The 19272-nt window shown below is 68.3% G+C and carries 14 protein-coding genes; 6 read left to right on the top strand and 8 right to left on the bottom strand.

Annotated elements, in window-relative coordinates; genetic code table 11:
* Window positions 1-161 precede the first annotated feature (161 nt).
* From AC3RCE_RS01305 to AC3RCE_RS01295, 3 genes are read left to right on the top strand one after another with little or no spacing between them, the layout of a single operon-like run.
* Window positions 162-935, top strand: coding sequence for an SDR family oxidoreductase (locus tag AC3RCE_RS01305; RefSeq protein WP_218296573.1), 774 nt, complete (start codon window positions 162-164; stop codon window positions 933-935).
* A 40-nt stretch (window positions 936-975) separates the two neighbouring features.
* The gene (locus AC3RCE_RS01300) at window positions 976-2202 is read left to right on the top strand and encodes an acyl-CoA dehydrogenase family protein (protein ID WP_218296572.1); all 1227 of its coding nucleotides are present in this window, start codon (window positions 976-978) and stop codon (window positions 2200-2202) included.
* 41 nt (window positions 2203-2243) lie between these two features.
* Window positions 2244-3941 (top strand): long-chain fatty acid--CoA ligase, encoded by a 1698-nt coding sequence (locus AC3RCE_RS01295; protein WP_492254349.1) that lies wholly within the window; start codon window positions 2244-2246, stop codon window positions 3939-3941.
* Window positions 3942-4126: 185 nt separating this feature from the next.
* Here AC3RCE_RS01295 and AC3RCE_RS01290 read toward each other — a convergent pair whose 3' ends face one another.
* The 5 genes from AC3RCE_RS01290 to AC3RCE_RS01270 form a co-directional block, all read right to left on the bottom strand.
* Window positions 4127-5305, bottom strand: a complete 1179-nt coding sequence (locus tag AC3RCE_RS01290) for an ABC transporter substrate-binding protein (protein ID WP_218296570.1) — start codon at window positions 5303-5305, stop codon at window positions 4127-4129.
* Between the two features lie 112 nt (window positions 5306-5417).
* Complete coding sequence (locus tag AC3RCE_RS01285; RefSeq protein WP_218296569.1) at window positions 5418-6125, bottom strand: ABC transporter ATP-binding protein; 708 nt, start codon at window positions 6123-6125, stop codon at window positions 5418-5420.
* Window positions 6112-6876, bottom strand: coding sequence for an ABC transporter ATP-binding protein (locus AC3RCE_RS01280; RefSeq protein WP_218296568.1), 765 nt, complete (start codon window positions 6874-6876; stop codon window positions 6112-6114). The genes AC3RCE_RS01285 and AC3RCE_RS01280 overlap by 14 nt, the downstream gene beginning before the upstream one ends.
* Entirely contained in the window at window positions 6869-7852 is a 984-nt protein-coding gene (locus AC3RCE_RS01275; protein WP_218296567.1) for a branched-chain amino acid ABC transporter permease, read from the bottom strand. Before AC3RCE_RS01275 ends, AC3RCE_RS01280 begins: the two co-directional genes overlap by 8 nt.
* A gap of 1 nt (window position 7853) precedes the next feature.
* Entirely contained in the window at window positions 7854-8717 is an 864-nt protein-coding gene (locus AC3RCE_RS01270; protein ID WP_218296566.1) for a branched-chain amino acid ABC transporter permease, read from the bottom strand.
* A 424-nt stretch (window positions 8718-9141) separates the two neighbouring features.
* Here AC3RCE_RS01270 and AC3RCE_RS01265 point away from each other — a divergent pair, with 424 nt between their 5' ends.
* A complete protein-coding gene (locus AC3RCE_RS01265; protein ID WP_492254348.1) occupies window positions 9142-10284 on the top strand; it encodes a serine hydrolase domain-containing protein in 1143 nt (380 codons plus the stop codon).
* A gap of 56 nt (window positions 10285-10340) precedes the next feature.
* Window positions 10341-10871: a shikimate kinase gene (locus AC3RCE_RS01260; RefSeq protein ID WP_492254347.1), complete on the top strand. Its 531-nt coding sequence runs from the start codon at window positions 10341-10343 to the stop codon at window positions 10869-10871.
* Window positions 10872-10983: 112 nt separating this feature from the next.
* Here AC3RCE_RS01260 and AC3RCE_RS01255 read toward each other — a convergent pair whose 3' ends face one another.
* On the bottom strand, window positions 10984-11919 hold the full coding sequence (locus tag AC3RCE_RS01255) for a LysR family transcriptional regulator (protein ID WP_492244771.1): 936 nt from the start codon (window positions 11917-11919) through the stop codon (window positions 10984-10986).
* A gap of 213 nt (window positions 11920-12132) precedes the next feature.
* Between AC3RCE_RS01255 and AC3RCE_RS01250 the strand changes: the two genes are divergently transcribed.
* Window positions 12133-12537, top strand: coding sequence for a RidA family protein (locus AC3RCE_RS01250; protein ID WP_218296562.1), 405 nt, complete (start codon window positions 12133-12135; stop codon window positions 12535-12537).
* A gap of 99 nt (window positions 12538-12636) precedes the next feature.
* Here AC3RCE_RS01250 and AC3RCE_RS01245 read toward each other — a convergent pair whose 3' ends face one another.
* Entirely contained in the window at window positions 12637-16149 is a 3513-nt protein-coding gene (locus AC3RCE_RS01245) for a putative Ig domain-containing protein (protein WP_492254346.1), read from the bottom strand.
* Between the two features lie 363 nt (window positions 16150-16512).
* Window positions 16513-19227: a methionine synthase gene (gene metH, locus AC3RCE_RS01240; protein ID WP_492254345.1), complete on the bottom strand. Its 2715-nt coding sequence runs from the start codon at window positions 19225-19227 to the stop codon at window positions 16513-16515.
* Window positions 19228-19272 lie beyond the last annotated feature (45 nt).

Below are 19272 nucleotides of genomic sequence, written 5' to 3'. Positions count from 1 at the left end.
TACATCGGGTGCGGCCCCGACTAGCATGAAGTGCAGTTGCGGGTTCCGCGCCGCGAGCGCGGTGCCCCGCACCTTTCCCCATCCCACGGCAGCGCGATGCCCGGGCGCCCTGTCGCCTTCGAGCCCGCGCGCTCCACGCACTTCCAACGAAAGCCCTTCTCATGAGCGTCAAGCAACTCTTCGATCTCACCGGCCAGGTCGCCCTGGTCACCGGCGGCTCGCGCGGCCTGGGCCTGCAGATGGCCGAGGCCCTGGGCGAGATGGGCGCCAGGCTCGCCATCACGGCCCGCAAGGCCGATGAGCTGGCCGAAGCGAAAAAGCACCTGGAAGGCCTGGGCTGCGAGGTGTTGACCGTGGTCAACGACCTGCAGAAGACCGGGGACATCCCCGGCCTCGTGGACCAGGTGGTGGAGCGCTTTGGCACCATCGACATCCTCGTCAACAACGCGGGCGCCACCTGGGGCGCCAAGGCCGAGGACCACCCCGACGCCGCCTGGCACAAGGTGATGGACCTCAATGTGAACGCGCCCTTCTTCCTCTCGCGCGAGGTGGGCAAGCGCTGCATGATTCCGCGCGGCAAGGGCAACATCATCGTGACGGCCTCGGTGGCCGGCATCAAGGGCACGCCGCCGGGCATGAACACCATTGCCTACAACACCTCCAAGGCCGCGGCGATCCACTTCGCGCGCACGCTGGCCTCCGAATGGGGGCACTACGGCATCCGCGTCAACGCCATCTGCCCCGGATTCTTCCCGAGCAAGATGGCCAGCGGCCTCATCGACAAGCTGGGCCCGGCCATGATCGAGCGCACCCCGCTGCGCCGCATCGGCGGCGAAGAGGACCTCAAGGGCGCCGTGGTGTTCCTCGCCTCCGAGGCCTCGCGCCACATCACAGGCCACGCGATCGTGGTGGACGGCGGCGCCAGCCTGATCTGACACCGCGCCATTCCCTGCCCTTTGCGGAAAGCACCCCTTCATGGATTTCACCTACTCCCCCAAGGTCGTCGACCTGCAGCAGCGCCTGACGGCGTTCATGGAAGAACACATCTACCCCGCCGAACCGGTGTACCACCACGAGGTGGCCGCAAACCGCAAGGCCGGCAACGCCTGGCAGCCCACCCAGGTGATGGAGGACCTCAAGGCCAAGGCCCGGGCCGCCAACCTCTGGAACCTGTTCCTGCCCGAATCCAACCTGGGCGCGGGCCTGACCAACCTGGAATACGCGCCCCTGTGCGAAATCATGGGCCGCTCGCACATCGCGCCCGAGGCCTTCAACTGCTCGGCGCCCGACACCGGCAACATGGAAACGCTGGCGCGCTATGCCACGCCCGAGCAGCAGCAGCGCTGGCTGCTGCCGCTGCTCGACGGCCGGATCCGATCGGCCTTCGCCATGACCGAGCCCGACGTGGCCTCCTCGGACGCCACCAACATCGAAGCCCGCATCGTGCGCGACGGCGACCACTACGTCATCAACGGCCGCAAGTGGTGGACCTCGGGCGCGCCCGATCCGCGCTGCGAGATCCTGATCTTCATGGGCAAGACCGACCCCGACCATGCCAGCCGGCACCAGCAGCAGTCGATGATCCTCGTTCCCATGGACACGCCCGGCGTGACCATGGAACGCGCGCTGCCCGTGTTCGGCTACGACCATGCGCCGCACGGCCATGGCGAGGTGAGCTTCGTGAACGTGCGCGTGCCCGTGGCCAACATCCTGCTGGGCGAGGGGCGCGGTTTCGAGATCGCCCAGGGCCGCCTGGGCCCCGGGCGCATCCACCACTGCATGCGCCTCATCGGCGTGGCCGAGCGCGCGCTGGAGCTGATGTGCCAGCGCGCCCTGGGCCGCACGGCGTTTGGCCGCAAGGTGGCCGACCAGGGCGTCACGCGCGAGCGCATCGCCAACGCGCGCATCCTGATCGACCAGGCGCGCTTCCTGGTGCTCAATGCCGCGCAGATGATGGACACCGTGGGCAACAAGGTCGCCCGCAAGGAGATCGCGATGATCAAGGTGGCCGCGCCCAGCATGGCCTGCCAGGTGATCGACTGGGCCATGCAGGTGCATGGCGGCGGCGGGGTGAGCGATGATTTCCCGCTCGCGGCCGCCTATGCCCAGGCACGTACCTTGCGGTTTGCCGACGGCCCCGACGAAGTGCACCGCAATGCCATCGCCAAGGACGAGCTGGCACGCCATCTGAAACGCGGCTGACCGCCCCGCCGCCGAACCACGCCTTCAGGAGCCCGCCCCGCATGTCCGACCGCCACCTTGCCCACTGGCCCCCGGGGCTGTCCCGCCACCTCACGCTGCCGCAGACCAACCTGTTCCACAACGCCGAGGTTTCGGCGGCGCGCTACCCGGACAAGCCCTTCCTGGTGTTCTACGACACGCTGGTGACGTTCCGGCAGTTCCAGCAGGAGGCCGAGCACATCGCGGGTTTCCTGCAGCAGCGGTGCGGCGTGAAGGCCGGCGACCGGGTGCTGCTGTACATGCAGAACAGCCCGCAGTGGATCCTGGCGTTCTACGGCATCCTGCGCGCCAATGCCGTGGTGGTGCCGGTGAACCCCATGAACCTCACCGACGAGCTGCGCCACTATGTACACGACAGCGGGGCCACCGTGGCCTTCCTGCCGCAGGACCTGCATGCGCAGGCGCAGCCGCTGGTGGGCGGGGCGCAGGGTGGCGCCGGCCTGGAGCACCTGATCGTCGCGGCCTACAGCGACTACCTGCAGGTGCCCACCGACCTGCCCGTGCCCGCGTTCGTCAGCGCGCCGCGCGAGGCCATCGCCGCCCCGGGCGTGACGCTCTGGAGCGACATGCTGGCGCAGCGGCTCGCGCCCGGCCCGCTGACCGCCGGACCCGATGACCTTTGCGTGATGCCCTACACCTCGGGCACCACCGGCCACCCCAAGGGTTGCATGCACACGCACCGCAGCGCCATGAGCACGCTGGTGGGCGGCGCGCAGTGGTTCTCGCGCACGCAGGATGCGACCTATCTGGCCGTGCTGCCGCTCTTTCACGTCACGGGCATGTCGGGCAGCATGAACGGGCCGCTGTTCGTGGGCGCCACCGTGGTGGTGCTGCCGCGCTGGGACCGCGACGCCACGGCCCGGCTCATGCAGCGCTACCGCATCAGCATCTGGCAAGCCATCTCCACCATGGTGGTGGACTTCCTGGCCAACCCGCGCATCGGCGACTACGACATCTCCAGCCTGCAGGCCATCCGGGGCGGTGGCGCGGCCATGCCCAAGGCGGTGGCGCAACGCCTCAAGGAGCTGACGGGGCTGGACTACGTGGAGGGCTACGGCATGTCCGAAACCATGGCGGCCACGCACATCAACCCGCCGCACCGGCCCAAGCCGCAATGCCTGGGCATCCCGGTGTTCGACGTGGATGCGCGCGTGGTCGACCCCGCGACGTTCGCCGAACTGCCGCCGGGCGAGACCGGCGAGATCGTGGTGCACGGACCGCAGGTCATGGTGGGCTACTGGAACAACCCGCAGGCCACGGCCGACAGCTTCATCACTCTGGAGGGCAAGCGCTTCCTGCGCACCGGCGACCTGGCGCAGGTGGACGAGGACGGCTACTTCTTCATGGTGGACCGCTTGAAGCGCATGATCAACGCATCGGGCTTCAAGGTCTGGCCCGCCGAGGTCGAGGCCATGATGTACGCCCACCCCGCCATCCAGGAGGTGTGCGTGATCGCCGCGCACGACGAACGCCGGGGCGAGACCGTGAAGGCGGTGGTCGTGCTGCGCGACGCCTTCAAGGGCCAGGTGAGCGCGCAGGACATCATCGACTGGAGCCACGACCACATGGCCGCCTACAAGAGCCCGCGCCGCGTGCAGTTCGTGGACAGCCTGCCCAAGTCGGGCACGGGCAAGGTCCAGTGGCGCGAGCTGCAGGAACAGGAGCGCAGCGCACCTCCCGGGGCGGGTCCGCGCGCCTGATGCTTCACTTTTTATAGCGCCTTGCGCTTTACAGTCAAGCGCCAGCGGCCAAAATAACTGCAAATCCAGGAGTTAGCCCGTGCCGGGGCAGCGCGCGGTGCACGGCAAGATCCCTTGCAAAAAAAGGCCTGCCCCTTCTCCGTGGCAGGCCCTGCGTGGCGTGGCGGTCCAGGGCCCGCGCCGACCTACTTGGCCAGCGCGTCCAGCCGGATCTCCTTGACCTTGCCGCCTTCCACGATGGCCACGCGGGTGTTGGCCGTGGAGCCGCCGCGCTCGTTCACGCCGTCCATCTCGTGCGGGTTGTTTTCGGTGGGCAATGACTTGAAGGCCTTGTCCAGCTGCGCGCGGATCGCGGCGGCGTCGGTGGTGCTGCCCGCGAGCTTCATCGCCAGCGCGGTGGCGTGCACGGTGGTGTAGTTGAGCGAGACCTCGGAACTCGGGTCGCGGCCGGGGTGGGTCTTGCGAAAGCGTTCCACGAAGGCCTTGGTCACCGGCGAGCTGTCCTCCACCACGGGCAGCACGCCGATCGATCCCTCCAGGGGGCCGTAGCCGCCGGTGATCTTGCCGATCTCGTCCATCTTGGCCTGGTCGATGATCACGAAGCCCCCCTTGAAGCCCAGCTCGCGCGCCTGCTTGATCACCAGGCCCGTGGGCTCGGACGCGCCGCCGATGAAGAGCACGTCGGGCTTGGAGGCGAGCACCCGGCTCACGCCGCTGTAGAAGTCCGTCGCGCGGTTGTAGGACATGGGGTTCTCGGCCACCACCTTGCCGCCCGCGGCTTCCCACGCGGGCTTGAAGGCGGCTGTCCAGGCCTTGGCGTAGTCGTGGTCGGCATTGGCGATGGCCACGTTCTTGCCGTACTTGCCCATGGCGTGGTTCACGAAGGGCTTCACGTAGGACGTGAACTCGGGCGGGATGCGCAGCGTGAGCTTGTTATTGCGCTCGGTGATCTGCGGCACGCTGGTGTACGAGAGCAGCAGGACCTTCTGCGCCTCGTTGGTGGCCATCACCGCGAAGCTGCCGCCCGAATGCGGCACCAGCACCGCGGGAGCCTTGTGCTCCTGCACCAGGCGCTGGGTATTGATGGCGGTTTCACTGGGGTTGTACTTGTCGTCCAGCGCGACGATCTCGAGCCTGACCTTCTGGCCGGCCACCTCCAGGCCCTTAGCGTTGATCTCCTGCACCGCCATCTCCATGCCGCTGAGCACGTTCTTGCCGTACAGCGCGGCGCCGCCGCTCAAGGGGCCCGAGTAGCCGATCTTCACGACCTGCTGGGCGAAGGCGGTGCCGGTGGCACCCAGCAGTGCGGCCACCGCGAAGGCGCTGGCACCGAGTCGAAGGATGGTCTTGCGTTTCGTGATCATGCTGATGTCTCCTTGGGGTTTCTGAAAAAGCGGCTCTTGCGAGTCAGGGTCGTCAAACAGGTGGCACTACCGTCGCACGCGCGCGGCGCCGCGGGGGGCTGCTCCTCATCTCCTATGCGCCGATGTAGGCCCGGCGCACGGCCTCGTTGTTCATGAGGCTGTCGCGGTCGCCCTCCATCACGATGCGGCCGCTCTCGATGACGTAGGCGCGGTGCGCGATCTTGAGCGCCGCGAACGCGTTCTGCTCGGCCAGCAGCACCGTGGTGCCGGCCTGGTTGATGCGCTGGATGACCTCGAAGGTCTGCTTGATGACCAGCGGCGCCAGGCCCAGCGAGGGCTCGTCGAGCAGCAGCACCTTGGGCCGGCCCATCATGGCGCGGCCGATGGCCACCATCTGCTGCTGGCCGCCGCTGAGCGAGCCCGCGGGGTCGTCCTTCTTCTCGGCCAGGATGGGAAACAGCGCGAACACCTCGTCCAGCACCTTCCTGCTGCCCGCCGTGTCGCCCCGGTGCACGTAGGCGCCCAGCATCAGGTTCTTGAGCACCGACATGCCGGGGAACAGCTTGCGCCCCTCGGGGCACTGCACCACGCCGTGCTGCACGATCTGAGAGGGCTTCATGCCCGCCAGCTCCCTGTCGCCATAGCGGATGCTGCCCCCGGCGGCCTTGTGGATGCCGCTGATGGTCAGGAAGATCGAGCTCTTGCCCGCGCCGTTGGCGCCCAGCAGCACCACCAGCTCGCCCTGCCGGGCATGCAGGCTCACGCCATTGAGCGCCTGGAAGCTGCCGTATTTGAGCGAGAGGTTGTCAAGCTGCAGCATGCTCGCTCCCCAGGTAGGCGTCGATGACGGCCGGGTTGGCGCGGATCTCGGCGGGGGTGCCCTCGGCGATCTTCTCGCCGTAGTTCAGCACCATGATCTTGTCGGCCAGGCTCATGATCATGTTCATCTTGTGTTCGATCAGGCACACGGTGAGGCCATGGGCCACCATCTTGCGGATGAGCTGGGCCAGGCCTTCGGTCTCGTCGGGGTTCACGCCGCCGGCGGGCTCGTCCAGCAGCACCAGGCGCGGCCCGGTGGACAGCGCCAGCGCGAAGGCCACGCGCTTGCGCTCCTCCTGCGAGATGTCGCCCGCCATGCGGTTTTCCAGGTGCGCGAGGCCCACGAAATCGAGCGCCTCGCGCGCCTTCTCGCGGCAGATGCGCTCTTCCTCGCGCAGGCGGCTGGAATTGCACAGCACGTCGAGCAGGCCCGAGCGCGTGCGCAGGCGGTGGCCCACGATGAGGTTGTCCAGCACCGAGGCCATGTCAAAGAGCGCCGTGGTCTGGAAGGTGCGCGCCACGCCCAGGCGCGCCACCTCGTCGGTGCGCAGCGAGGTCACGTCGCGCCCCTCCAGCGTGATGGTGCCCGAGCTGGGCCGGTGCATTCCGCTGATGAGGTTGAAGAACGTCGTCTTGCCGGCACCGTTGGGGCCGATGATCGCGTTGATCCTGCCGGCCTCGATGGTGGTGCTGACGTTGTTGACGGCGGCCAGGCCGCCGAAGCGCTTGGTGAGGTGTTCGATCTTAAGCACGGTCGCCTCCTGCGGGCGGTGTGGCGGACGGCCGGGTGGCGCGGCGTGCCTTCCAGCCCAGGTAGGTGCCCACGATGCCGTGCGGCACGAAGATCACCAGCAGCACGAGGATGGGACCGAAGACAAGGAAGCGGTACTCCTGCAGGAACTGCAGGTACTGCGTGAGCCAGGGCATGGCGAGCGCGCCCAGCAACGGGCCCAGCAGCGTCCCCAGCCCCCCGATGAGCATGTACATGGTCATGTCGAAGGTGTGCTCCACCCCCGCCACGCCGGGCCCGATGAAGCGCACATAGCCCGCATACAGCCCCCCCGCGATACCCGCGTAGAACACCGACAGCATGAACGCCAGCACCTTGTTGCGCATGAGGCTGATGCCCAGCGACTCGGCCAGCTCGTCGCTGTTGCGGATGGCCATGAAGGTGCGCCCGAGCAGCGAATTGACGATACGGCGCATGGCCCACATGCCCACCACCAGCCAGAAGAAGGCCAGGTAGTACAGCGCCAGCGGCGTGTCGAACCGCAGCCCCCCGATGGGCGACGGGGCGGGGATGCCGATGATGCCCACCGTGCCATGGGTGAGCCCTTCCCATTTCTCGATCACGAGGAACATGATGTAGCCCACGCACAGCGTGAAGATCGAGAAGTAGTGCCCCTTGAGCCGCAGCGACAGGACGCCGATGAAGAAGCCCAGCACGGTGGTGACCACGCCCGAGAGCGCGAACGCCACCCAGAACGGCACCTGGTGGTCCACCGTGAGGATGCCCACCGTGTAGGCGCCCACCGCCATGAAGCCGCTGTGCGCCAAGTTGAACTGCCCCGTGTAGCCCGTGATGAGGTTCAGGCCGATGGTGGCGATCGCAAAGATGTAGGCGGTGCCCATCACCGTGAGGTGGTAGTCATTGCCCACGAACAGGGGAAACGCCAGCCCGGCGGCCAGCAGCAGGGCCCAGCCCCATTTGCCTTCCAGGAATGCCATGTCAGCGCACCCCCTTGGTGAACAGGCCCTGCGGACGCACCGACAGGATGGCCACGAGCAGCACGAAGGCGATGATGTCCTTGTAGTCGGTGGAGATGTAGAACGCCCCGAAGCTCTCGGCAAAACCGATGATGAGCCCCCCGATGATGGCGCCGGGCACGCTGCCCATGCCCCCCAGGATGATGATCACGAAGGCCTTGGTGATCACGAGGTGCCCCATGGCCGGGTACACAAGGTTGATGGGCGCATACAGCGTGGCGGCCACCGCGGCCAGCGCGCCCGAGATGGCGAAGGTGAGCATGGCCACGCGGTTCGCGTCGATGCCCACCAGCGACGCGCCATCGCGGTTCTGCGCCATGGCGATGATGGTCGAGCCCGTCACCGTCTTCTTGAGGAACAGGTGCAGCACCACCATGAGCACGAAGGCCGCCGCGATGATCAGCAGGCGCTGCACCGGCGCCGTGACTCCGCCCAGGTCGATGATGCCGGTGTACGGCGTCTGCATGCGGTGGAAGTCCGCGCCCCACAGGGCCTGCGCGCCGGCCTCCAGGAACAGCAGCACCCCGATGGCCGCGATCATCGGATGCAGGCCCGAGGCATTGCGCAGCGGGTGGAACACCAGCCGCTCCGACACCACGCCGATCAGCGCCACGGCAAGGGCCGAGCCCGCCATCGCCACCCAGTAGTTGAAGCCCCAGGCCGCCATGAGGTGCCACGACACGAACGCCCCGGCCATGTAGAACGCGCCATGGGCGAAATTGGGCACGTGCAGGATGCCGTACACCAGCGTGAGGCCCAGGGCCACCAGGCTGTAGATGCCGCCCAGCGTGAGGCCGTTGAGCACTTGCTGCAGGAACAGGTCCATCAACCGCCCCTCCCTGCGAGCGGTGCGCGGCCGTGCTGCGCGGGCGGCATGGTCTCGGGGCGTGGGCTCGGGGCGTCCCCGCGGGGGCGTGTCTCCATCGTCGTGCTCCTGGTAGGTTTGCAGACAGGCTGCGGCCATCGGCCCAGCCGCCCCGCATGCCGCACGCGATGCGCCGAAGCGGCGCGATCCCCTTGCGGTCGAGGCCGGGCCAGCTTAATAACGAAGCCCCGGATGCCCAACCTCGTATTCCGCTGTGCAGAACATTTCAGGGTAATCACCCAGCGATTGGCGGGTGCGCCAGTCATCTGCGCGACTTGCCGCCGCGGGATGCCGCAACAGACTGAAACAATCCGTCCACCACCGGCGACGTTCCGACACGCGGAACGTGCGCGGGCCCCATTGCCACCACCGTCTCGAGGAACCCATGCACCCAGCCCCCCTGGCACGCCTGTGCCACGTACTTCAAGCCCATGTGGACCAGGGCGTGCTGCCCGGCGCGGTGGCGCTGGTGCACCACCAGGGCCGCACCGTGCTGCACCAGGCGGTGGGCGCACAGCGCCCCGGGGCGGGCGCCCCCGCCATGGCGCACGACACGCTTTTTCGCATCTACTCCATGACCAAGCCGATTGCCTCGCTGGTGGCACTGATGCTCATGGAGGAAGGCCGCCTGCTGCTGGCACACCCCGTGTCGCACTACCTGCCCGCGTTTGCCGGGCAGCAGGTGTACGACCCTGCCACCGGCCAGCGGGCACCCGCGCCGCGCGAGGCCACCGTGCACGACCTGCTGCGCCACACCGCCGGCCTCAGCTACGCGTGGGAGGCGGGCCCGGTGCCCGACCTGTACCGCGCTGCCCGCATTGGTTCGCGCCGCCACACCAATGCCGGTCTCGCGGCCGCGCTGGGCCCCCTGCCGCTGGTGCATGCGCCCGGCAGCCGCTGGGAGTACAGCCGCGCCACGGATGTGCTGGGCGCCGTGCTCGAGGTGGTGGAAGGCGCGCCCCTGGGCACCATCCTGCAGCGCCGCGTGTTCGGGCCCCTGGGCATGCACGACACGGGCTTTAGCGTCCCTCCCCGGAACCTGCACCGGCTGGCCGAGCCCTTCGCGCGCGACCCCCAGACGGGTACCGAGGTCGCGCTGATCGACGTGGCCGCCCCGCCCGCGTTTGAATCCGCCGGGGGCGGGCTGGTGTCCACCGCCGCGGACTACGCGCGTTTCCTGCAGCTCCTGCTGGGCCGGGGCACCCTGGAAGGCACGGACGGCCCCGTGCGGCTGGCCAGCCGCGCCACGGTGGATTTCATGACGGCGGACCACCTGGGCGGCATCCCCACGGCCGGCGACGTGCTGCCCCCCGGCTACGGATTCGGGCTGGGCGTGGCGGTGCGCACGGCCACCGGGCTGGCGACGCGCCCCGGCTCGGCGGGGCACTACAGCTGGAGCGGACTGGGCGGCACCTTCTTCCTCGTGGACCCGGCGCAGGACCTGTTCGCCATCCTGCTCACACAGGCCCCGGGACAACTGCGCTACCTGAGCGAGCTTTATCCGGCCCTGGTGTACGCCGCGCTCTGAGCGCCCGCCGCCTTACACTCTGCGTCCAGTTGGGCAGCCATAACAACAGGAAATTTATGCAGATTCGCTGTGCACTGGTCGGTATGCCCGGCTCGGGCAAATCCACCATCGGCCGGCAACTCGCCTACCGGGCGGGTGTTCCATTCGTCGACCTGGACCACCGGCTGGAGCAGACCCTCGGCACCACCATCCGCAGCTTTTTCGAAGCGGAAGGCGAAGCGCGCTTTCGCGATGTCGAGTCCCAGGTCCTGGCCGAGGTGGCGCAGGAGCCTGGCGGCATGGTGCTTTCCACCGGTGGCGGCGCCGTGCTGCGCCCGGCCAACCGGGAGGTGCTGCGCCGCTTCGGCAACGTGCTGTACCTGCGCGCCTCGCCCGAAGAGATCTACCGCCGCGTCAAGCACGACAAGACCCGGCCACTGCTGCAGGTGGGCAACCCCATGGACAAGCTGCGCGAGCTGTACGCGCACCGCGACGGCCTGTACCGCGAAACGGCCCACTTCGTGATCGAGACCGGCCGCCCCACGGTGCACACGCTGGTCAACATGATCATGATGCAGCTGGAGATGGCGGCGGGCGCGCAGGGGTAGGTTTCCTGGCGGTTGATGGCTGCGCGGCGGGCTTCAGCGGTTTGGGTTGCCCGGCCATCCTGAAGCTGAATGGGCCCCGGGCGCTTATCCATGAACCCTGAATGCTATATTTTCAATAGCTTTCATCGGCACGCCGCACCGCCACCGGTGCATGCAGCGCCATCAGCTCCACCACCCAGTCAATGAACACCCGGACCTTGGCGCTCACATGGCGGTTGGGCGGGTAGGCCACGTACAGGGGCATGGGGTCCATCGTCCAGCCTTCAAACAATGGCACCAGTTCGCCGCTGGCAGCGTGCGGCCGCGCCATGTAGCTGGGCAGCCACAGCACCCCCATGCCGGCCAGCCCTGCGGCCAGGTAGGCATTGCCGTCGTCCATCGCGCACACGTAGCGGCCCTGCACGTGGATGCTCTCGCCGCCGCGGCGCATGGCATAGGGAACCGGCTTGCCGGTGCGCGCCCACAGGAAACCCACGATGCGGTGGTGCGAGTCCTCCAGCTCCCCCGGATGCGCGGGCACGCCCGCGTGCCGCAGGTAGCTGGGAGCGGCAAACACGCGCAGTGCGAGCTCGCCCACCTGGCGGGCGATGAGGGACTGGTCGGTGAGGGTGCCGCCGCGCACCACGCAGTCCACGTTCTCGCCCAGCATGTCCACGCGGCGGTCGCTCACGCCCATGTCGAGCTGGATGTCGGGATACCGCGCGTGGAACGCGGGCAGCGCGGGGACGAGGACGAGCCGGGCCAGGGGGCTGGGCACATCCACCCGCAGGCGGCCCCGGGGCGCGGCGGCGGCGGTGGAGAGGCTGGTCTCGGCGTCGTCCAGGTCGGCCAGCAGGCGCACCACGCGCTCGTAGTAGGCGGCGCCATCGGCGGTGACATGGACCTTGCGCGTGGTGCGGTTGAACAGCCGGACCCGCAGGCGTGCCTCCAGTTGCTGCACCAGCTGGGTCACCGTGGTCTTGCTCATGTGCAGGGTTGCCGCCGCCTTGGTGAAGCTGCCGGTTTCCACCACCCGCGCGAAGGCCTGCATTGCGTCAAAACGGTCCATGGGGATGCTCCGGTACGGCCGCCTCAGGGGCCCGTGGGGGTGCACGGGTCGAGCCCGTGCCGCGCTGCAATGGGCCTGGTACGGCCCGCGATTGTTTGGATTCTAAGAACAGTGATGGACAGGCTTGCCTGTTTATCGGCCGGCCCCGCGCTTCTACAGTGCCTTCATCGTCAACACGGGGCGGCTTGCCGGCCCCACCGAAGGAGTTTTTTCATGGCCCAACGTGATGTGGTGTTTCCGGCCGGTCGCCAGGCGCTGTACGAGCGCAACCGCTATTCGCCGGCGGTGCGGTCCAACGGTTTTCTGTTCGTGTCGGGCCAGGTGGGCAGCCGCGAGGATGGCTCGCCCGAGCCCGACCTGAAGGCGCAGGTGCGGCGGGCGTTCACCAACCTGGACGCGGTGCTGCAGGCGGCGGGCTGCACCTTTGACGATGTGGTGGACGTGACGATGTTTGTCGTCAACCCCGAGGCGAACTTTGAAGCGGTGTGGAGCATCGTGCCCGAGTTCTGGGGCGAGGCGCCCCACCCCACGCTGACGGGCATTGGCGTGACCTGGCTGTATGGGTTTCAGTTCGAGATCAAGGTGATTGCCCGGCTGCCGCAAGGCCAGGGCGGCTGAATCTTGCAGGGAGCGGATGGCTGCAATCTTTGAATGAAATGGGGTCCCAGCGCTTATCTCGAAAGCGCTGGCAGCTATGATTTTCATATCAACCGCACATTACCCCGCGCCCCGGCGGCGCTGGCCTGCGGCCACGGCCAGCAGACCCAGGGCCAGCCACCAGATCAGCCCGTCGCCCAGCGGCACGGCCGTGGCGGCCAGCCCGAAGCCCGCGCCACCCGCGTCCACGATGGCGCCGTTGGCGGCCAGGTCATCATCCCCCAGGGCGCCGTCGGTGATGGAGAAGGTCGCCACCGCGCCCGCCACCCCGGCGGGCAGGGTGTACCAGCGTGGCGCCGCGTTGGGCGGGCTGGCCGGCGTGGGGCCGTACTTCCAGTACTGGGTGTGGGCCGGCAGCGCGCCGGGGTAGGTGATGGTGAACTGCAGCGTGCTGCCCGGCGTGCAGCCCGTGGTGGCGAAGTCAAACAGCCCGTGCGGAAACTGCACCCCCGCCGGGGCGCTGTGGGCGGGCGGGCTGGACGCGTGGCCCGACGGCGGGATGAACTGCGCGCTGGCGAACACGCACCCCGCACCGCCGCCGCCAAAGCTGGCCGTGATGGTGCCCGAGCCCGTGGGGGACGGGCCGCTGTAGGTCTGCGCCAGCGCCACCTGCAGCGTGTAGGCCTGGCTGCCTGTATAGGCCGCCCCGCTGGCGTCGGTGGCCGTGACGGTGAAATGGTAGGTGCCCGGTGCGCCCACGGTACCGGCCAGCACGCCAGCCGTGCTCAGCGCCAGGCCCGGGGGCAAGGCGCCGGTGCTCACGGCATAGCTGTGCGGGGCCAGCCCACCGGCCGCCGCGAGGGCCTGGCTGTAGGCGCTGTACGCGCCGGCAGCGGGCAGCGTGGCGGGCGCCAGGGTGACGGTGGGGGCTCCCACCGTGAGCGCCACGGCCAGCGCGCCGTTGAACGGGCCGGCGCCGGTGCTGCTGTCGGTGGCGGTGAGGTGGAGGTTGAACGCACCGGCCACCGAGGGCGTGCCCGACACCGTGGCGCTGTCGGCCGTGGTGGCCGTGACCGACAGGCCCGCGGGCAGGTTCTGCACCTGCAGGCCCGTGTAGGGCGCGGCGCCGCCGCTCCAGGTGAAGGTGCGGGTGTAGGCGCTGCCCACCATGGCGGTCTGCGCGCTGTTGGGGCTGACCACCAGGGTGGGCGGGCTCACGGTCAGCGTGACGGTGGCGGGCGACGATGTGCCGGAGGTGTTGGTGGCGGTATAGGCAAGACTGTCACTGCCCGCATAGCCCGGCGTGGGCGTGTACTGGAGGGTGGTGCCACTGACCATCGCCGTGCCGTGCGCGGCCGGCGTGGTGAGGGCCAGCGACGTGGCCGCCCCGCCGGAGAGGCTCAGCGGCACGGCGTTGCCGCTGGAGCCATAGGCCACCGTGTGCGCCGAGTGGCTGGCCACCGGCGCCGCATCGGCCACCACCAGCGTGTAGGCGCGCGTGGCGGTGTAGGGGCCGGTGCCGGTGCTGCTGTCGGTGGCGGTCACGCTGAAGTTGAAGGACCCCGTGGCCGTGGGCGTGCCCGACAGCACGCCACCCGCGCTGAGCAGCAGCCCGCCCGGCAACGCCCCGGCCGTGACGGCATGGGTGTACGGCGCCGTGCCGCCCGATGCCGCGAGCGGAGTGCTGTAGGCCACGGTGCGCGTGCCGCCCGGCACGGTGGCGGGGGCCAGCGACACCGTGGGGCTGGCAATGGCCAGGGTATAGGCCTGCGAGCCCGCATACGGCCCCGGAAAGGCGCTGCTGTCGGTGGCGGTGACCGTGAAATTGAACGCACCGCCCGCCGTGGGCATGCCGCCGAGCAGCCCGCCGGTGGACAAGGCCAGCCCCGTGGGCAGCGCGCCCGCCGTCACCGCGAAGGCATAAGGGCCTGCGCCACCGCTGCCCGCCAGGGTCTGGCTGTAGGCCGCCGCCACCGTGCCGCCCGGCAGGGTGCCGGGGCCGACGGCCACAGGCACATCGTCGTTGGTGATGGTGCCCAGGCCCTGGTTGTCGGCGATGGTGGCGTTGACGGCGCCGCTCAGGTGGACGAAGAAGGTCTCGTGGGCCTCGGGCGTGGTGTCGCCGACCACGGGCACCGTGACGGTGAGCAAGGTTTGCCCTGGCGTGAAAGTCAGCGTGCCGCTGGTGGCGGTGTAGTCGCCGGGCTGCGTGGCCGTGCCGTTGGCCGTGGCGTAGTTGACGCTGGTGGTGAAGCCACTCGGCGCGCTCAGGGACACGGTGAAGACGGCGCCGGTGGTACCGCCGTGGCCCTCCACCACGGTCGCATCGTTGATCGACAGGCTGGGGGCCGCGTCGTCGTTGACGATGGTGCCCTGGCCCTGCGCGTCGCCCGCCACGGCATTCACCAGATTGGTCACATTCACCCAAAACGTCCTGTCCGGCTGGAAGAGCGCATTGCCCGGCACCTGCACCACGAAGGGGTAGGTGCTGCTGCCTGCGGGTATGGCCTGGCCCGCGAGGCTGTGCGCCACGTAGTCGGCCCCCGCGGTGGCCGTGCCATTGGCCGTGGCGATGTCGAAGGTGACGCCGCCCGGCCCGGCGGGCGCGCTGAGACTGACCGTGAAACTGAAATGGGCCATGCCCGCATTGCCTTCGCTGGCCGCCACGTCGTTGATGGACAGCACGGGCTGCTGGCTGACCACCAGCGTGTAGTTCTCCAGCTCGAAATAGCTCCCAGGCCCCGTGCTGGCGTCCGTGACCCGCAAGGTCACCGGGTAGCTGCCCAGGGACGCCGCCGTGGTGCCGCTGACCACGCCCGCGCCGGAGATGCTGATGCCCGCCGGGAAGCTGCCCGTCTCCAGCAGATAGCTGTAGGGCGGCACACCGCCCGTGGTGGCCAGTGCTTGCGAGAAGGGCTGGCCCTGCACCGCCGTGCCCGTGGGGGTGGCCAGCGCCAGGCTCGGGTTGCCCACCGTGCCGGTGTAGCCCTTGTCCACGAACAGGCCGCCATGGTCGGTGGAGCGCACGCTGAAGGTGTAGCCCCCGCGCCGGGTGGGCGTGCCGGTGATTGCGCCCGAACCGGCCAGGCCGAGGCCCGGGGGCAGCGCGCCGCCTTGCAGCGTGTAGGTGTATGGCGCCGTGCCGCCGCTGGCGCTGAGGGCCTGCGAAAACGGCGTGCCCGCCGTCAGGGCGGGCAATGTTGCGGGTGCAACCGCAATGGGAGACGACGAGGGATGGATGGTGACCGTCACGCCCACGACGCTTTGCGCAGTGGCGTTGCCCGATGCGTCGGTGAACTCGAAGTAGTCGCTGGTGGCGCTGTTGCCATTGTGGCTGTAGTCCAGGACCCAGTTCGGTCCGGTGATGCGCAGGTTGGCACTGCCATGCAGCGGCAACGCCGGCCCGTCCACCGGACCGGTGCCCGCCCAGCCAATACCTGGCGTGCAGTCGGTCACGTCGATGGTGACCGTGCCGCCTTGCGTGACCCCACCACCCTTGGCCGGGCAGATGAGCGAGGTGTGCGCGGCGCTGGCCATGCCAGGCTGCAGCAAACCCGCCAGCAGCGCCGCGCAAGCCAGCAGGCGCAGGGCCGCATGACGGAGCCCCTCCGGAAATCCATGGAAACGCAGCATTGGCATCGCCCCTACACAGTTCTTTGTCTTGTGCTTGGGCGGGCCCTGCGCGGCCCACGGCGGGAGCCACTGTCCTGTGAAAAGTGCAGCGGCAGCGCCGCACCGAGCTTGTCCCAATCGTGGCTGATTACATGCTGCGCCCTGGCAAATAGCATCCCTCCTGAAGTAGGGTTCCCACTGCCAAAAACACGCGCCAGGCATGGTGCAGGCGCGCCGGTCTGGAGGCAGGCCCATGGCTTGCGAAGCGCTTTCCGGCAAGGCCGCCAACAGAAAGGCCCCGCGTGCGGGGCCTTTCTGTCCATTCGATCAAATCAGCACCTGGCGCTTATCCATCAAGCGCCAGAAGCTATAAAATCAATAGCATCACAGATTCGGCGCCAGCAACCGCTCCAGCACCTTCTCATCCATCCTGCGGCGCTGCGCCATGTCGTGCAACTGGTCTTCACCGATCTTGCCGACGTTGAAGTACACGGCATCCGGATGACCGATGTAGAAGCCGCTCACGCTGGCCGCCGGCATCATGGCCAGGCTTTCGGTGAGGGTCATGCCGATGTCTTCGCACTGCAGCACACGGAACAGCTCGCTCTTGGCGCTGTGGTCGGGGCAGGCGGGGTAGCCGGGCGCGGGGCGGATGCCGCGGTACTTCTCGGCGATCATGTCGTCGTTGCTCAGCGCCTCGCCGGCGGCATAGCCCCACAGGTCGGTGCGCACGCGGTGGTGCAGGGCTTCGGCAAAGGCTTCGGCCAGGCGGTCGGCCAGGCTCTTGAACAGGATGGCGGAGTAATCGTCCAGCGCGTCGATGAAGGCCTTTTCCTTCTTCTCGATCCCCAGGCCCGCCGTCACGGCGAACATGCCGGCGTAGTCGGCAATGCCGCTTTCCTTGGGCGCCACGAAGTCGGCCAGGCAGCGGCTGGGGCGGGTCACGCCGTCGATGGTGTGCTTTTCCGCTTGCTGGCGCAGGCCGTACCAGGTCATGGCGACCTCGGTGCGGGTGTCGTCGGTGTAGAACTCGATGTCGTCGTCGTTCACGCTGTTGGCGGGCAGCAGCGCCATCACGCCGCTGGCCGTGAGCCACCGGCCTTCGATGATCTTTTTCAGCATGGCCTGGCCATCGGCAAACACGCGCGTGGCCTCCACGCCCACCACCTCATCGGTGAGGATGGCGGGGTACGGGCCGGCCAGGTCCCAGGTCTGGAAGAACGGGCCCCAGTCGATGTACCTGGCCAGCTCGGCCAGGTCGAAGTTCTTGAACACGCGGCGGCCCAGCGCACGTGGCATGGCGGGCTGGTAGGCGGACCAGTCCACGGGTGTCTTGTTCGCGCGGATCTTGGCCAGGGGCCACAGGGGCGTGGCCTTCTTGTTGGCGTGCTGGATGCGCACCTTGTCGTAGTCGGCATTCAGCTCGTCCACGTAGTTCTGCACGCCGTCGCCCAGCAGGCTCTGCGCCACGCTGACGCTGCGCGAGGCATCGGGAACGTAGACCACGGGGCCTTCGTAGTGCGGCGCGATCTTCACGGCGGTGTGCACGCGGCTGGTGGTGGCGCCGCCGATGAGCAGCGGGATCTTCTTGATGCGGAAGTGCTCGTCCTTCTGCATCTCGCCCGCGACGTACTGCATTTCTTCCAGGCTGGGGGTGATCAGGCCCGACAGGCCCACGATGTCGGCGCCCTCGACCTTGGCGCGCGCCAGGATCTCGTGGCAGGGCACCATCACGCCCATGTTCACCACCTCGAAGTTGTTGCACTGGAGCACGACGGTGACGATGTTCTTGCCGATGTCGTGCACGTCGCCCTTGACGGTGGCGATGACGATCTTGCCCTTGCTGCGCACGTCGCGCCCTGCCAGTTCGTCCTGGCGCTTTTCTTCCTCGATGTACGGAATCAGGTGGGCCACGGCGGACTTCATCACGCGCGCGCTTTTCACCACCTGGGGCAGGAACATCTTGCCGGCGCCGAACAAATCGCCCACCACGTTCATGCCGTCCATGAGCGGGCCCTCAATCACGTGCAGCGGACGGCCGCCCCTGGCCAGGATCTCGCGGTAGGCCTCTTCGGTGTCCTCGGTGATGAAGTCGGTGATGCCGTGCACCAGCGCATGCGACAGGCGCTCGCCCACGGTCTTGGGGTGCTCGGGCGTGCCGCGCCATTCGAGTTTCTTGCTCTCGTCCTTGGCGCCGCTCTTGGCGGTTTCGGCGATCTCGACCAGGCGCTCGCCGGCGTCGGGGCGGCGGTTGAGCACCACGTCTTCCACGCGCTCGCGCAGCACGGGCTCCAGGTCGTCGTACACACCCACCATGCCGGCATTGACGATGCCCATGTCCATGCCCGCCTTGATGGCGTGGTACAGGAACACGGTGTGGATGGCCTCGCGCACGGGGTCGTTGCCCCGGAAGCTGAACGACACGTTCGACACGCCGCCCGAGACCTTGGCGCCCGGCAGGTTCTGCTTGATCCAGCGCACGGCCTCGATGAAATCGACGGCGTAGTTGTTGTGCTCTTCGATGCCGGTGGCCACGGCGAAGATGTTGGGGTCGAAGATGATGTCTTCGGGCGGGAAGCCCACTTCATCGACCAGGATGCGGTAGGCGCGTTCGCAGATTTCGATCTTGCGTTCGTAGGTGTCGGCCTGGCCTTTTTCGTCAAACGCCATGACCACCGCAGCGGCGCCGTAGCGGCGCACCAGGCGCGCCTCGTGCTTGAACTTGTCCACGCCCTCCTTCATGGAGATGGAGTTGACGATGCCCTTGCCCTGCACGCAACGCAGGCCGGCTTCGATCACCTCCCACTTGGAGCTGTCCACCATGATGGGCACGCGCGCGATGTCGGGCTCGGACGCGATGAGCTGCAGAAAGCGCACCATGGCGGCCTTGCTGTCGAGCATGGCCTCGTCCATGTTGATGTCGATGACCTGGGCGCCGTTCTCCACCTGCTGGCGCGCCACGGCCAGGGCCTCTTCGTACTGGCCGTTCAAAATCATGCGCGCGAAGGCCTTGGAGCCGGTGACGTTGGTGCGCTCGCCGATGTTGACGAACAGCGTGCCCTCGCCAATGGAGACAGGCTCCAGGCCGGACAACTTCATGGGGGGGACGGACAAATCTGACATAAGGCTCACCTGCGCGGCACA

Source organism: Acidovorax sp. GW823-FHT05D11 (genome assembly GCF_058795695.1).
This window is presented reverse-complemented; position numbering and strand designations above follow the sequence as displayed.

Excerpts from the sequence above, each read along its gene's own strand:
- AC3RCE_RS01260 (WP_492254347.1), top strand. The coding sequence starts at position 10,341 with ATGCAGATTCGCTGTGCACTGGTCGGTATGCCCGGCTCGGGCAAATCC.
- AC3RCE_RS01295 (WP_492254349.1), top strand. The coding sequence starts at position 2,244 with ATGTCCGACCGCCACCTTGCCCACTGGCCCCCGGGGCTGTCCCGCCAC.
- AC3RCE_RS01290 (WP_218296570.1), bottom strand. The coding sequence starts at position 5,305 with ATGATCACGAAACGCAAGACCATCCTTCGACTCGGTGCCAGCGCCTTC.
- AC3RCE_RS01305 (WP_218296573.1), top strand. The coding sequence starts at position 162 with ATGAGCGTCAAGCAACTCTTCGATCTCACCGGCCAGGTCGCCCTGGTC.
- AC3RCE_RS01270 (WP_218296566.1), bottom strand. The coding sequence starts at position 8,717 with ATGGACCTGTTCCTGCAGCAAGTGCTCAACGGCCTCACGCTGGGCGGC.
- AC3RCE_RS01245 (WP_492254346.1), bottom strand. The coding sequence starts at position 16,149 with ATGCTGCGTTTCCATGGATTTCCGGAGGGGCTCCGTCATGCGGCCCTG.
- AC3RCE_RS01275 (WP_218296567.1), bottom strand. The coding sequence starts at position 7,852 with ATGGCATTCCTGGAAGGCAAATGGGGCTGGGCCCTGCTGCTGGCCGCC.
- metH (WP_492254345.1), bottom strand. The coding sequence starts at position 19,227 with ATGAAGTTGTCCGGCCTGGAGCCTGTCTCCATTGGCGAGGGCACGCTG.
- AC3RCE_RS01300 (WP_218296572.1), top strand. The coding sequence starts at position 976 with ATGGATTTCACCTACTCCCCCAAGGTCGTCGACCTGCAGCAGCGCCTG.
- AC3RCE_RS01250 (WP_218296562.1), top strand. The coding sequence starts at position 12,133 with ATGGCCCAACGTGATGTGGTGTTTCCGGCCGGTCGCCAGGCGCTGTAC.
- AC3RCE_RS01255 (WP_492244771.1), bottom strand. The coding sequence starts at position 11,919 with ATGGACCGTTTTGACGCAATGCAGGCCTTCGCGCGGGTGGTGGAAACC.
- AC3RCE_RS01265 (WP_492254348.1), top strand. The coding sequence starts at position 9,142 with ATGCACCCAGCCCCCCTGGCACGCCTGTGCCACGTACTTCAAGCCCAT.
- AC3RCE_RS01285 (WP_218296569.1), bottom strand. The coding sequence starts at position 6,125 with ATGCTGCAGCTTGACAACCTCTCGCTCAAATACGGCAGCTTCCAGGCG.